Below are 13,231 nucleotides of genomic sequence, written 5' to 3'. Positions count from 1 at the left end.
AAAGTCATGGCATGAGGAGAGCACGATGAGCATCGACATGGACTTCATCACGAAGGACCGTGAGCGGATCAAGAAGGAGTACCTCCGCGAGGAGGGCACCCGGCCGGCCAGCACGGCCCGGGGGATCCACCACACCGCGCTGCTCTCCTCGGACGTACGCAGGTCGATCGACTTCTACCAGGGGCTCCTCGAGTTCCCGCTGACCGAGATCTTCGAGAACCGCGACTACGCCGGCTCCGACCACTTCTTCTTCGACGTCGGGGCGGGCAACCTGCTGGCCTTCTTCACCCTCCCCGGGCTCGACCTGGGGGAGTACGCCGAGGTTCTCGGCGGGCTGCACCACATCGCGATCTCGGTGACCCACGAGAAGTGGGACTACCTGCGCGCCAAGCTCGACGACGCCGGCATCGACTACATGGTCGAGTCCAAGTCGTCGATCTACTTCAAGGGGCCCGACGGCGAGCGGCTCGAGCTCCTCGCCGACCCGCTGGGGGAGATGTACGGCACCAAGGTGCTCTGAGACCGGACGCATCCGGGACGGGGGCGACCGTCCCGGATGCGCTCAGGGACGGTCGAACGGGTCCTCGGGCACCTCGAGCTCGAGCTGCTCCTCGTAGACCTGCTCCTCGGCCCGCCGGTCGGCGAGCCACGCCGTCAGCGCCACCACGACCAGCTGCGAGCGGGACTCCGCGGCCATCTCCTGGACCATGGCATCGAGCACGTCGACGTTCGTCGCGAGCAGGCGCAGGGGCATCGTGACGTACGGGTCCTCGAGCCGTTTCGGCTGCGGGACGGTGCGCAGGAAGGTGCCGTCGGAGACGGGCCTCGTCTTCTCGCGCAGCGCCGCCTGGTGGGCCCGCAGGAGGACCGGGAGCCGGGGGCGGGTGGCCGCGACGGCGTCGAGCATCACGTCGACGAGCGAGCGCGGCACCTCCTGGCTGTAGGTCTTCCACTGGGCTGCCAGGGATGCCGGCACGGAGAGGCTGATCGCCTGCACCGGCATCCCCTGGCGCCGCCCGGCGCCCTCCCGCTTCGACCTCGTCCGATGGGCCGGGGTGCCCTTGCGGGAGATCGGGTCGAGCTTGCCGGAGGGTGCTGGGCTGCTGGTCTCTTCGGTGATTGCGTCGGTGCTGGTCGGGGCTGTGTTGGATGGGGAAGGTGTATCCGACACGGTGAGCTCCTGTGGTGGGTGTGATCCATGTGTCAGGAGTGATTGTGTCGGACAGCACCGACAGTTTCGCGAGGGCCTGGCTCAGACGACGAGGCTCAGCGCGAGCACGAACACCAGGCCGGACACGGAGAGCACCGTCTCCATCAGCGACCAGGACTTGATCGTCTGCACGACGTCGAGGCCGAAGTACTCCTTGACCAGCCAGAACCCGGCGTCGTTGACGTGCGAGAAGAACACCGAGCCGGCGCCGACGGCGAGCACGACGAGCGAGACCTCGGCGGCGGGCATGTTGGCGACCAGGTCGACGACCAGCGAGGAGGCGGTGATGGTGGCGACGGTCGCGGAGCCGGTGGCGAGGCGGATGAGCACCGCGAGCACCCAGGCGAGGACGATGGCGGAGACGCCCGAGCCCTGCGCCCACTCGGCGAGCTGGGTGCCGATGCCGGTGTCGATCAGCGACTGCTTGAAGCCACCGCCGGCGGCGACGATGAGCACGATCCCCGCGATCGGCGGGAGCGACTGCTCGACGGTCTTGGCGATCTGGCGGCGGTCCATCCCGGCGCCGCGGCCGAGGGTGAACATGGCGACGACGACCGCGATGGTCAGTGCGACGAGCGGGTAGCCGATCACGTCGAAGACCTGCTGGACCTGGTTCTCGGGGTCGTTGATGACGATGTCGACGATCGCCTTGGCGAGCATCAGGACCAGCGGGAGCAGGACGCTGAACAGGGTGATGCCGAACGAGGGGCGGCGGCTGTCGCCGGAGCCGTCGGCGACCGGAGCGGCGTCGAAGGTGTGCGGCGCGTCGACCACGACCCAGCGGCCGGCGAGCCGGCCGAACAGCGGCCCGCTGACGATGATGACCGGGATGGAGACGAGTACGCCGAGCGCGAGCGTCGTGCCCAGGTCGGCCTGGAGCGCGCCGATCGCGGCCAGCGGACCCGGGTGCGGCGGCACCAGGCCGTGCATGGCCGAGAGACCGGCGAGGGTCGGGATGCCGACCGTGATGAGCGAGACCTGCGCGCGGCGGGCGACCAGGTAGATGACCGGCATCAGCAGCACCAGGCCGATCTCGAAGAACATCGGCAGGCCGATGATCGCGCCGACGAGCGCCATCGCCCAGGGCAGCGTACGGACCGAGGACCTGCCGACGATCGTGTCGACGATCTGGTCCGCGCCGCCGGAGTCGGAGAGGAGCTTGGCGAACATCGCGCCGAGCGCGATCAGCAGGCCGACGCTGGTGGCGGTCGCGCCGAACCCCTCGCCGAACGAGGTGATCACGTCCATCACGTTGCGTCCCGACAGCACGCCAACCGCGACGCCGCCGAGGAGCAGGGCGAGGAACGGGTGCAACTTCACGTAGGTGATCAGGACGACGATCAGCGCGATCGCCGCGAGCGCGGCGGCGAGGAGTACGCCTCCCGAGGCGACCGGTGCGACCGGCTCGGTCGCGGCAGCGAGGATGTTCATGCGGACTCCTTGGTGAGGTTCGAGGTGGGGGTCACCGTGGTGAGATAGCGGTCGACGATCGCATCGATGTCCTGGTCGATGTCGATGGTCATGCCCTGCTCGTCGGGAGCGAGGGGCTCGAGGGTCGCGAACTGCGAGCGCAGCAGCGACGGCGGCATGAAGTGCCCCGCGCGGGCGGCGAGGCGCGCCTCGACCACCTCCGGGGTGCCGCTGAGGTGGAGGAGCCGGAGGCCGCGGGCGCGACTGTGGAGCAGGTCGCGGTAGCTGCGCTTGAGCGCCGAACAGCTCAGCACCGCACCGGTGTGCTCGTGCTCGGCGAGCCAGCTGCCGAGCGTCTCCAGCCAGGGCTGCCGGTCGCGGTCGTCCAGCGGACGGCCCGAGGCCATCTTCGCGATGTTCTCCGGCGGGTGGAAGTCGTCGGCGTCGGCGAAGGGGACCTGGAGGCGCTGGGCGATGGCCGCACCGACGGTCGACTTGCCGGAGCCGGAGACTCCCATGACGACGAGGAGAGGGTTCTGTGTCACGCGTCACAGGGTGCATCAAAAGGCATCCGTTTGGCAAGGCGGGGTGATGTTAAGGATTCTGATTGCAGGGTGCTGAGGATGTGCGACGATGCCGCCGTGACGACATCGAGCGGTGAGTCCGCGCACCGACTGCACCAGAGCGTCCGGGACGCGCTCGGGCGCCAGATCGTCTCCGGCGAGCTGCCGACGGGGGCCGTTCTCACGCTGGAAGGGATCCAGGCGACGTACGACGTCTCGCGGCCGGTCGCCCGCGAGGCCATCCGGGTGCTGCAGGCGATGGGCATGGTCGCGACCCGGCGCCGCGTCGGCATCACCGTTCTCCCGCGACAGGAGTGGAACGTCTTCGACCCGCTCGTCATCCGTTGGCGCCTCGACGGCGAGGGCCGGCGCGAGCAGCTGCTCTCCCTCTCCGAGCTGCGCCGCGGCTTCGAGCCGATCGCCGCCCGCCTCGCCGCCGAGCGCGCCGAGCCGGAGCACCACGGTGCCCTCGCCCGGTCGGTGGCCGACATGGTCGTCCACGCCGCCTCCGGCGACCTCGAGGCCTACCTCGAGGCCGACACCGCCTTCCATCGCGTCCTCCTCAACGCCTGTGGCAACGAGATGCTCGCCGCCTTCGGAGACCTCGTCGCCGAGCTCCTGGCCGGACGTACGCACCACCACCTGATGCCCGCCACGCCGAACCCGACCGCCATCGAGCTGCACGAGAAGGTGGCCATCTCCATCCGCAACGGCGACCCCGCCGGAGCCGAGGAGGCCATGCGCGCCATCATCGACGAGGCCGCCGAGGCCCTCGCCGCCGCCGACGACCCGCCGTAGGGGTACCGATTGGAGGCCATGCGGCGCGGTGCGGTAATGTTCGGATCGCTTCGAGCGGAGAAATCCACTCGCAGTTTCGGGCTGTGGCGCAGCTTGGTAGCGCACTTGACTGGGGGTCAAGGGGCCGCAGGTTCAAATCCTGTCAGCCCGACAGAACCGCCCCTGATCTGCTTAGGCAGGTCAGGGGCGTTTTTTGCGTCTGTCCGCGAGGTTCACGACGTTGCCGGTCGGCTGGGGTGTGGGCCCGTTCTGGGCCCACCAGGTCGAAAACGCGTCTCCAACGGCGACCAAAGCCTGGTGATCTGGGTGTAGGTAGTTATCAGGCCGCCGCGCCCAGCGTAGGTCTGGCGCTTCACCCAGATCAGCCCGTCGTCGTAGACCACGTCCCCCACCGTGCCAGCGCACTCACTGATGCGTACTGCCGTGGTGGCGAGAACCGTAGCCGTGTCGCCCACGACTGATGACCTCCGGCCTCGAGGTGGCCTTCGGTTGTATGAGCGCATAACCGCGCGGCCAGAGATGCCCGAAGAACGTGCCGAAGATCGATTACCTAGCCGACTACCCGAGGTCACTTCTCAACGATCTCCAGACCGGGCGAGTCGCCGAGTCCGAGATTCCTGTCGCGGAGATCACGTTCAGCATCGAACCGCCGGACCGCGATGTGCTCTCACCGAACTTCACACTGGCCCCTGACGCGACGATCACGCTGACCCGCTATCTCAATGACTCTCGGACGTACCCGCTCACGGGGTTCGAGAAGCCAGGAACGTTCGGGGCGTTTCGGCAGGACCTCACCAGGCTTCGGGCCCATGTCGCGAAGCAGGAGGACTCCGAGGCTGGCGTTGCGCTGCTGGACGTGCAGCTCGCGCACGCAGACAACGTGACGATCGTGAGCGACCGTGCGGACTCGCCGGCTTCACTGAACTTGTCAAGCGTTCGCTCAGGTCCCAGCTGGTCCCGTCGTGTAGGAAGTCCCTCAAGTTGTCGGCTGGGCAGCGTAGTTGTCTCTACACCATCACCAATGAGCACGGTCACCCTGCAACTCGCGGCCACTCCCGCGGGCCCAACGATACGTGCGAGGTGTTGGTCTCGACCGTGGTAGCCCCTGCGCGGGCAGCCCTGGCGCGCTCCGCCTCGGGGGATGGTCTTGGCCTGCTTCGGCGAATTCTCGGATAGGTGATGGCCAAGGGTCCGCGCGAGTCCCTGTTCTGTCTCTGCGAGAGCGCGCGGTTTCGTCGCATGCAGACGACAAGAACACTCCCCACAACGACTATTCCTGCGCACTATCCCCCCGCGCAGCCCGAACCGCCCGTGCCGCACGGACCAGGTGGTCCATGAGCGTCGCCAGGCCGTCTTCACCCAGCTCGTCGGCCACCCGCGCCTCCAGGTCGGCGATGATGTTGCGCGAGGCCTCCAGCTCGGCGAGCCCCCGTTCGGTGGGGGCCAGCAGCTTGGCCCGGCCGTCGGAGGGGTCCGGCCGGCGCGTGACGTAACCCGCCTCCTCCAGCTCGTCGGCGATGGTGCCGATGATCTGCTTGGGCTGACCGGACAGTTCGGCGTACTCGGACAGACGCCGCCCCTCGGGTGTGAGATAGGCCAGCACGGCGCCCTGGCGTGGCCGGACGTCCGCGAACCCCTCCTCGGCGATGCGACGGAACATCTCGCCTTGGAGCAGAAGCAGCAGCCGCGTCGTCGCCATCGGCAGGTCGGTCCGCGGCCCGTCCTTCAGGTCGGCAGGGTCGGCCTGGGTGGCGGCTCTGGTGTCGGAGGCGGCAGCGTCCGGTCGTCGGTTCATGGCTCCAGGATGACGCGTGTCGAGCCCGATCCGTGCTCGACGTCCTCGTGCGCCTCGGCGATCCGGTCCAGCGCGTAGCGCGCCCGAACCGGGTAGTGCAACGTGCCGTCCGCGAGGGCCGTGGTGAGGTCCCGTGCGGCGTGCTGGTTCGCCTCCTCGGGGAAGTCGTCGTTGCTGAGGAAGCGCACGGTGACGTTCTTGAAGCCGAGCGGCCAGAACGGCACGCGCGGTTCGGCGTCGACCGAGGCGTAGGTGGCGATCTCGCCGCCGTACCGCAGCGCCTCATGGATCTCCCTGACGTGAGCGTCGAACGCGACGTCCGCCGCCAGGTCGAGCCGTTCCTGACCGATCGCCTCGGCGATTCGGCCGGCCATCCCCGGCCCGGCGAGCACGGCATGCTGCGCCCCCAGAGCGCGCGCCTGCTCGAGCTGGCGCTCCGAGCGGACGGCGGCCACGACCGTGGCCCCGCCGCGTAGCGCCGAGGCGACGGCGGCTCGCCCGACGGCGCCCACCGCGCCGGTCACCAGCACGTTCCGGCCCGCGACGGGGCCGCCCGCGAAGACCGCGCGATGTCCGGTGATGCCCGGGATGCCGAGTCCTGCGGCCTGCTCGAACGGGATGCCGTCGGGCAACGGCACGGCGTGCTCGACCGGCACTGTCGTGTACTCGGCCGCCGTCCCACCCGGCCGGTAGGACTGGGCGAGGAAGACCCACACCCGCTCCCCTACCCGGGCCTCGTCGACCCCCGGTCCGACGGCGTCCACGACGCCCGCGCCGTCACCGTGCGGGACCACGCGGGGAAACGCCATCGTGGAGCCCCAGTGGCCCTGGCGCTTACCGGTGTCGCCGACATGGATCCCGGACGCGACCACACGCACCCGGACCTCACCCGGCCCCGGCTCGGGCACGGGCAGCTCGCCCACCTGCAGCACGGACCTGGCCGGTCCCTGACGCTCGTACCAGGCGGCACGCATCATGCCTCCCACAGCTGCCCCTCCTCTCCCGCGATGACGGCATCGATCGCGGCGAAGAACGTCGCCACCGCCGGAGAGTCCGCGCCACGGCGCCGCGACTCCGCGAAGTCCGCTGAGCTCTCCCACACGATCAGGTCGAGCCACTCGTCCTCCGACAGCCGCACCAGGTCCGCACGGACGAACCCGGGCCGCTCGCTGAACGCCGCTAGCATCGCGGGCCGCGCCTCGCTCAGCGCGGCCGCCTTGTCCGACGCGACCCGCAGTCGCGTCACCTCCATCACCGGCATGACCCCTCCTCGAAATTAGTCAACAATCTTGACGAGTTGAAGATAGTCATGAATCTTGACCAATGGCAAGGGGTCGCCATCGGCGCTCTGCGTGGCGCTTCCGCGGCCGTGCCCCCACCACTGGGTTGCTACGAGTGCGACCGGAGGGGATGTTTCCCAATCCACTGAGAGCGAACGCGTGTTCTAACGGGCTTCCGGCGTGTCGTGGGTCACCTGGACGGGGCTCGCGGTTGGTGCCTGCGGTTCACGGCAGAGCCGGCGGCCGCGTGGGAACCCGCGGCCGAGGTCAACCAGGCCGGGGAACTCTCGTTGGTAGATCTCGGCGACCTGGTCGTTGGTGGCTGTCATGGTGAGCCGCAGTTGGTGCCGGTCGAGGTGTTCGCAGATCGGACCGGAGATCCATTGGCGAAGGCGTGGCCTTGGCCGGCCCCGATGTGCTGAACGGCGTGGTCGTCGCCGCGGCATCCGGCTCGGCTGACGGTGAAGCCGAGGATGGCGTCGCGCTGTGGGCTCATGTAGTCGCGGGTGGCGGGTCGGTACACGAACCAGAGCTGGACGAGCACCAAGACCGGCATCATGAGGACACCCGCCACGACCAGGAAGAGGCAGAAGGTCCGGCTGGCCAGCTGTCTGCGGTGCGCCACTTGGTGCCACCATCCTCGGATGGCCCAGATCGGCATGCGTATGGCGTCCACGAAGCGTGGCTCCGTGGTGCCGGCGGTTCTGCCAGATCCCTCAGCGAGCCAGGACGTTCCAGCTACCGACGACTTCATGCGGTCGTCAGGGCAACGAGTACAACCGTTGCGACGGCAGAGCTCGCGTCGTCGACAACCTTTGTGCGCTCGCTTGTCTGTGGGCCCACCGTGGGCCCAACGCCATGTGTGGCCGACGTTGTGGCAGATCGTTGGATCACGCTGTGTACGCATTCGATGTGGTCGCGCGGCGAATTTTTGAACACACGCGATCTGGGGTCAAGGGGCCGGAGGTTTAAATCCTGTCAGTCCGACAGAACCGCCCCTGATCTGAGGCAGGTCAGGGGCGTTTTTTCGTCTGTCCGCGATGTTCACGACGTTGCCGGTCGGCTGGGGCGTGGGCCCGTTCGGAGCCCGCCGGGTCGAAAATGCGTCGCCAATGGCGGCTAAGGTCTCGTCATCTAGGTGCTCGACAAGGGCCTCGACCACGCGGTCGAGGGTGGCGACGTCGGGCAGGGCGAAGTCGCGGAGCGCGGTGGCACCCCGCGGGGACGGTGTCGTGGCACTGTTTGCGTGGACACATCAGAAGTGATCCAACAACGTACTCGGATCGGGGACACGGATGAGGCTCATACTCGGGGTTGGGGTCGCAGGTCTGGTGCTGGGTCTGTCGGGGTGCGGGCCGTTTGATGGGGACGCAGCCTTGGAGAAAGACCTCCTGAAGATGACCGGAGTCGAGGAGGTCGATGTCGATGACCAGCGGGTGGTGTTCTCCGACGTCAAGGAGAGCGACCTGAAGCCGGTCGCTGATCGGATCGCCGAGTGGGACGACCACGGTGGTTTTGCGACCGGGCTGGACGGCTGGGACCTCATCAGCAACGGCGTGGTCGTGGGCTCTGAGGTGGCGCAGCAGCCACTGCCCAACGACGCCGTTGCCGCGTTCGTGGAGTTAGCAGCTCTGGGCCTCGATCAATACACCTCTGAGGAGATCAAGCCGTTCGGTTCGGCACGGAGCGATGACTCGTTCTGGGTGTCGCTGAAGGGTGTCGAGGACCCGATGGGAGTCACCATCACCGTGCTGAAGGCGCTGGGGGACCACGCGGCTCGTTACGGCACCCTCTCGGTCGAGGCGCCGGGAGGATTTCACGTCCTGGTGGGGATGGATGAGCTCGACGCGAGCCTGATCGGCAGTGTCGTGACGGACCTCGAGAGCCTGCCGGACTGGAGCGCCTATGATGGCGCGTCAGTGCAGGTCGGCGGCTTCAATGAGAAGCCGAACAAGATCGGACTCCACTTCAGTGTTCCTCTGGCCGACACGGTCGACGTCAACAGGTCGGCGCTGGCGGCGCAGGCGAAGCTGGTGAACCCGAACGACCTTTTCGTGTCGGTCACCGACGTGCCTTCTGATGGAATCCTCCTGGTGATGGGCACCGTCGAGGAAGTCGAGGGCGAGGTTGCGGTGCTCGAAGGGCTGAAGGATTCGCCGATCGCGAGCGTCACCTACATCGGCGGTGGGGCCGACACGTGGCTGGTACTGACCGTCAAGAGGCAGGCCGACCTCCTCACCGTCGCGCAGGACGCGGAGCGGGTCGGCGTCAGCCGCTTAGAGATGTCGATCGGAGGACAGGACCCGCTCGGTGAGAAGATCGAAGGTACGCCGGCGGAGTTGATCAAGCAGCTGAGCCGCTAGGCGATACGTCTCCAGCTCAGCCCGTCATCGACGGTTGCAGGCTCAGGAGACGCTTTGTCGCTCGGGTCTGGGCGACATAGAGGTCGCGCGGACCGGCGTCTCCGGTTGCTCGGATGCCTGCGGGGTCGACGATGATCACGATGTCGAACTCCAGGCCGCGGGCGTCGGGTGCGGCGACGATGGTCGCGCCGGCACTTTCGACCTCGGCCTCCAGAGCGCGTGCCCGCTCGGTGGTGGCGATGACGCCGATCAGCTCACCGGGGTGCTCCCGAGTCACCTCGGCGATCAGGCCGTTCAGCATTGACGGGAGGGCCTCCTCCGTCACGTCGAGGACGCGTGGCTGGTCTCCGTGCCGGATCGATCTGGAGAGCTGCTGATCGGGAGCGATCTCGGCCAGCAGCGGCCCGGTGGCGAGCAGGATCTCGGTCGTGGTGCGGTAGTTGACCGACAGCCGGTGGTGGGCGAACCGCTCCTCGACGTACGGTCTCAACGCGTCGTCCCACGAGTGGAGGGTGGTCGAGGGGCCCGCCTGGGCGAGGTCTCCGACGATGGTCATCGACCGGCTCGGGCAGCGGCGCATCAGCGCACGCCACTCCATCTCGGAGAGCTGCTGGGCCTCGTCCACGACGATGTGTCCGTAGCTCGTCCTCGGGGCGCCCTCGACCAAGGCGCGCGCCTCGTCAAGGAGGGCCAGATCCGCGCTGCTCCACTGGTCGGGAGCGCCGACGCCCAGGAGCGCGAGGTCCTCGGCCGCGACGTCGGGAAGCATGGCTGCGAGTACGTCGCGGCTGCTCAGGAGCTCGCGGACGAGATCCTCCGCAGAGAGTCGGGGCCAGACCCGTGCGATCGCGCGCTCGATGGCCGGGTCTCCGAGGAGATCCTCGCGGATGCTGTCCCAGTCGATGTCCAGATCGTCGTGGGATCCAGTGCCGTCGACGCCCGCGAACCGGTCGAGATCGATGCCCAGCAGCGCCTCCAGCTCTTCTTCGAAGTCGGAGATCTCCGTCGTGGTGCGCCGTTCCAGCTCGGCCACGAGGTCATCGACGACGTACTCGGTGAAGAGAGCACACGCCCGGTTGTGCCCGGCGTCGCCCTGCAGGGCCTGGCGGCGAGCGGCATCGACGACCGCCGGGTCGAGCCGCACCGTGTCGTGGGTGGTCTTCAGCTCCAGCGGTACGCCGTGGGGCTGATGACGCCGCACCACGCTCGCGAGGCCGTCGGCGAGCGCCGAGCGGCCCTTGATCCGTGCGATGTGGTCCGGCTCGGCCCGGGCTGCCTCGACACCCACCAGATCAGGCATCGTGGCCAGCTTCACGTCGTTCTCGCCGAGCGAGGGCAGCACCTGGGAGATGTAGGTGAGGAAGCGCTGGTTCGGCCCGAAGACGAGGACACCTCGGCCGGCGATGGCGGGGAACGCGTACAGCACGTACGCCGCGCGATGCAGCGCGACGATGGTCTTGCCCGTCCCCGGGCCGCCGTCGACGACCATCACGCCGCGATGGGGAGACCGGACGATCTCGTCCTGCTCGGCCTGCAGGGTCGCCGCGGCCTCGTGCATCCGCCCGGTCCGGGCTGTGCTCAGTGCGGCGACGAGCGGGCTGTCGCCCACGAGGTCGGCAGCCGTCGGCGACGTACCGTCGAGGATCTCGTCGTTGACGTCGACGACCCGGCGCCTGTCGAGGCGCAGGTGGCGGCGCCTGCGCAGGCCCATCGGTGAGGCCATCGTCGCCGCGTAGAACGGCCGCGCCGCCTCGGCCCGCCAGTCGATGAGCAGCGGCTCTCCGGCCTCGGACCGTAGCCCGATCCGGCCGATGTGCAGGGACTCGCCGTCGGGCCGATCGATCCGCCCGAAACACAGCGCGTTCTCCGCCGCCCGCAGCTGTCGAATGCTCTCGGTCAGCTGCGCGACCTCCAGGTCTCTGGCGTAACGCTCACCAGGTCCGTCGACGGACGCAGCGGTCGCTCGCTCCTGTGCTGCGCACTTCGCGCTCACCTCGGCCGCGAGAAGCGCATGCATCGCGTCGACCGACCGCTGCTCCTCGCCGACCTGCCCGACCCTGTCGACCTGCTCGCCCACGTACCCGCCTTCCGTTGGAGGACGTCAACTATGAGCGGCGGTCTCGGTAAAGACAACGTTGAACTTTTCCCGGATCCGTGGCCTCTCACCGACGGGTGATCTTTCGGTCTGGGTCTAATCGTCGCCGTCGTCGCGGTCGCTCTCCACGATGGGACGCGTCCGATTTCCTCAGCATCACAGGAGCAACCATGGGTAAGACCGTGCGACGGCTTGTACCAATCGGCGCGGCGATCGCGGCGGTGAACGCCATCGTCCCGGCGGCGTTCGCGGATCAGGGAGGCGGCTCCGGGTGGGAGCAGACCTTCACGCCACCGTTCCACCTCGCGGCGGGGGAGAGCTGCGCGTTCGAGCTGCAGGCAGATGTCCTGTACGACCACGAGATCACTCGGGTGGTGGAGACGTTCCCCGACGGCTCGCCGCGGGTGGTGGACACCCAGGGCTCGCTCGGGTTCCGCTTCACCAACGTCGACAGCGGTGAGTCGATCCGCCGCGACACCTCCGGCACCCTCCGCGCGACGATCGGCGAGGACGGCGGCGTTCACTTCCGATTCCACGGCAACGGGCTGGCGGTGATCCGGGTGCCGAACGCACTCACCCCGCCGGGGGTCTACGTGGTCTCCGGCAATGTCGACTACCTCCGGCACGCTGACGGGCAGCGAGAGTTCGCGGAGGTGGACGGCACCCTCGAGGACGTGTGCCAGACTCTCGACTGATGATCCAGCTGCGGCTCAGTTCCGCCGTGCTCGCGCGGACACGCTTCGCGTTCTCGCCGTTGGCCGAGGCCGTGAAGAGCTTGTACGTGGTCCATTCCGGCGCGATCCATCCGCTGCACCGCGGTTGGTACGACCGGGTGCGTGGCGACCTGCGGCGGGCCGACAACGACCTGCTCCGGGGGATCGTGCCACCGGGTGGACACGTCGCCGAGTTCCTCTTCGTCGGCGCCACCAGCACGGAGACCACCATCGAGGAGCAGCTCCAGCTGGTCGCCGACTGGCCGCACGAGCACCTTCTGCGGGAGCTGCAGCGGGCCTGGCAGGGGGTCGGGGTCACTCCGGCCGTACGTCGCGTCCTCGAGGATCCCGACGCTCCTCAACGGGTTGCGGTGGAGCTCGAGCGCTACTGGCACCAGGTGCTCGAGCCCCACTGGCCCAGACTGCGCGGAGTCCTCGATGCCGACGTGGCCTATCGTCTGGACCGGCTGGCCCGCGGCGGCATCGCCTCCCTGCTCTCGGACCTGCACCCCTCCCTGCAGTTCACCGATCAGGCGATCCGCATCAACAGCGCCACCGACAGCGACATCGACGGCGGAGGCCTGACCCTGGTGCCGTCCGTCTTCGTCTGGCCGCGGATGTGGGTCGAGCTCGGTCTCCTCGGGGAGCCGAGCCTGACGTACGGCGCGCGTGGCATCGGCACCCTGTGGACGGACCGGCCCATGCCTGTGAACCGCGAGGACGCGCTGGGCGAGCTGCTGGGGCGGAGCCGGAGCGAGATCCTGATGAGTCTGCAGGTCCCACGCTCGACGACCGATCTGGCCCGGGAGATCGGACTCTCGGCCGCGACCGTGAGCTCCCATCTGTCGGTGCTACGGCGCACCGGACTGGTCACCTGCTGGCGGAGCGGTCGGCGGGTGCTCTACCAGCGCACCGCGCTCGCTTCCGTGATGGTCACCGCCGGCTTGGCCGACGAGTGGGACGAGGCGCAGGGCTGAAGTCGCTGGACGAAAGTCCCGCCGAAT

The 13,231-nt window shown here is 68.5% G+C and carries 13 protein-coding genes and 1 tRNA gene; 6 read left to right on the top strand and 8 right to left on the bottom strand.

Going from position 1 to position 13,231, the window contains the following annotated elements; all coding sequences use genetic code 11:
* Positions 1-25 precede the first annotated feature (25 nt).
* Entirely contained in the window at positions 26-520 is a 495-nt protein-coding gene (locus tag HD557_RS13420) for a VOC family protein (RefSeq protein ID WP_008359468.1), read from the top strand.
* Between the two features lie 42 nt (positions 521-562).
* Here the strand turns inward: HD557_RS13420 and HD557_RS13415 are convergent, their stop codons facing one another.
* The 3 genes from HD557_RS13415 to HD557_RS13405 all read right to left on the bottom strand — a co-directional run bounded on the left by HD557_RS13415 (position 563) and on the right by HD557_RS13405 (position 3,138).
* Positions 563-1,171 carry a hypothetical protein gene (locus tag HD557_RS13415; RefSeq protein WP_196874220.1) on the bottom strand — a complete coding sequence of 203 codons (609 nt, stop codon included), beginning with the start codon at positions 1,169-1,171 and terminating at the stop codon, positions 563-565.
* A gap of 81 nt (positions 1,172-1,252) precedes the next feature.
* Complete coding sequence (locus HD557_RS13410; protein WP_196874219.1) at positions 1,253-2,641, bottom strand: GntP family permease; 1,389 nt, start codon at positions 2,639-2,641, stop codon at positions 1,253-1,255.
* Positions 2,638-3,138 carry a gluconokinase gene (locus HD557_RS13405; protein WP_196876406.1) on the bottom strand — a complete coding sequence of 167 codons (501 nt, stop codon included), beginning with the start codon at positions 3,136-3,138 and terminating at the stop codon, positions 2,638-2,640. Before HD557_RS13405 ends, HD557_RS13410 begins: the two co-directional genes overlap by 4 nt.
* A gap of 123 nt (positions 3,139-3,261) precedes the next feature.
* Here HD557_RS13405 and HD557_RS13400 point away from each other — a divergent pair, with 123 nt between their 5' ends.
* On the top strand, positions 3,262-3,981 hold the full coding sequence (locus tag HD557_RS13400) for a FadR/GntR family transcriptional regulator (protein WP_307785620.1): 720 nt from the start codon (positions 3,262-3,264) through the stop codon (positions 3,979-3,981).
* 77 nt (positions 3,982-4,058) lie between these two features.
* Positions 4,059-4,132: transfer RNA gene (locus HD557_RS13395), tRNA-Pro, on the top strand.
* A 1,119-nt stretch (positions 4,133-5,251) separates the two neighbouring features.
* Here HD557_RS13395 and HD557_RS28705 read toward each other — a convergent pair.
* The 4 genes from HD557_RS28705 to HD557_RS13375 all read right to left on the bottom strand — a co-directional run bounded on the left by HD557_RS28705 (position 5,252) and on the right by HD557_RS13375 (position 7,681).
* Positions 5,252-5,776: a MarR family winged helix-turn-helix transcriptional regulator gene (locus tag HD557_RS28705; RefSeq protein WP_008359477.1), complete on the bottom strand. Its 525-nt coding sequence runs from the start codon at positions 5,774-5,776 to the stop codon at positions 5,252-5,254.
* A complete protein-coding gene (locus HD557_RS13385) occupies positions 5,773-6,753 on the bottom strand; it encodes an NADPH:quinone reductase (protein ID WP_231381164.1) in 981 nt (326 codons plus the stop codon). Before HD557_RS13385 ends, HD557_RS28705 begins: the two co-directional genes overlap by 4 nt.
* Positions 6,750-7,037, bottom strand: a complete 288-nt coding sequence (locus tag HD557_RS13380) for an antibiotic biosynthesis monooxygenase (protein ID WP_196874217.1) — start codon at positions 7,035-7,037, stop codon at positions 6,750-6,752. The genes HD557_RS13385 and HD557_RS13380 overlap by 4 nt, the downstream gene beginning before the upstream one ends.
* A 344-nt stretch (positions 7,038-7,381) precedes the next feature.
* Positions 7,382-7,681, bottom strand: a complete 300-nt coding sequence (locus HD557_RS13375) for a hypothetical protein (protein WP_196874216.1) — start codon at positions 7,679-7,681, stop codon at positions 7,382-7,384.
* Between the two features lie 751 nt (positions 7,682-8,432).
* On the opposite strand from HD557_RS13375, the gene HD557_RS13370 reads away from it, so the two are divergent.
* Positions 8,433-9,419, top strand: coding sequence for a hypothetical protein (locus HD557_RS13370; RefSeq protein WP_196874215.1), 987 nt, complete (start codon positions 8,433-8,435; stop codon positions 9,417-9,419).
* A gap of 16 nt (positions 9,420-9,435) precedes the next feature.
* Here HD557_RS13370 and HD557_RS13365 read toward each other — a convergent pair whose 3' ends face one another.
* Positions 9,436-11,496: a HelD family protein gene (locus HD557_RS13365; protein WP_196874214.1), complete on the bottom strand. Its 2,061-nt coding sequence runs from the start codon at positions 11,494-11,496 to the stop codon at positions 9,436-9,438.
* 188 nt (positions 11,497-11,684) lie between these two features.
* Between HD557_RS13365 and HD557_RS13360 the strand changes: the two genes are divergently transcribed.
* The gene (locus HD557_RS13360) at positions 11,685-12,209 is read left to right on the top strand and encodes a hypothetical protein (RefSeq protein ID WP_196874213.1); all 525 of its coding nucleotides are present in this window, start codon (positions 11,685-11,687) and stop codon (positions 12,207-12,209) included.
* Entirely contained in the window at positions 12,209-13,204 is a 996-nt protein-coding gene (locus HD557_RS13355; protein ID WP_008359491.1) for an ArsR/SmtB family transcription factor, read from the top strand. The genes HD557_RS13360 and HD557_RS13355 overlap by 1 nt, the downstream gene beginning before the upstream one ends.
* Positions 13,205-13,231: the final 27 nt, after the last annotated feature.

Origin of the sequence: Nocardioides luteus (assembly GCF_015752315.1) — a bacterium.
Classification (GTDB): Bacteria; Actinomycetota; Actinomycetes; order Propionibacteriales; family Nocardioidaceae; genus Nocardioides.
The sequence above is the reverse complement of the archived record's forward strand: the minus strand, read 5'-3'. Positions and strand labels throughout refer to the sequence as shown.

Bases quoted from the DNA above. Each gene is read 5' to 3' on its own strand.
- HD557_RS13420 (WP_008359468.1), top strand. From the start codon at position 26: ATGAGCATCGACATGGACTTCATCACGAAGGACCGTGAGCGGATCAAG.
- HD557_RS13410 (WP_196874219.1), bottom strand. From the start codon at position 2,641: ATGAACATCCTCGCTGCCGCGACCGAGCCGGTCGCACCGGTCGCCTCG.
- HD557_RS13405 (WP_196876406.1), bottom strand. From the start codon at position 3,138: ATGGGAGTCTCCGGCTCCGGCAAGTCGACCGTCGGTGCGGCCATCGCC.
- HD557_RS28705 (WP_008359477.1), bottom strand. From the start codon at position 5,776: ATGAACCGACGACCGGACGCTGCCGCCTCCGACACCAGAGCCGCCACC.
- HD557_RS13385 (WP_231381164.1), bottom strand. From the start codon at position 6,753: ATGATGCGTGCCGCCTGGTACGAGCGTCAGGGACCGGCCAGGTCCGTG.
- HD557_RS13380 (WP_196874217.1), bottom strand. From the start codon at position 7,037: ATGCCGGTGATGGAGGTGACGCGACTGCGGGTCGCGTCGGACAAGGCG.
- HD557_RS13360 (WP_196874213.1), top strand. From the start codon at position 11,685: ATGGGTAAGACCGTGCGACGGCTTGTACCAATCGGCGCGGCGATCGCG.
- HD557_RS13355 (WP_008359491.1), top strand. From the start codon at position 12,209: ATGATCCAGCTGCGGCTCAGTTCCGCCGTGCTCGCGCGGACACGCTTC.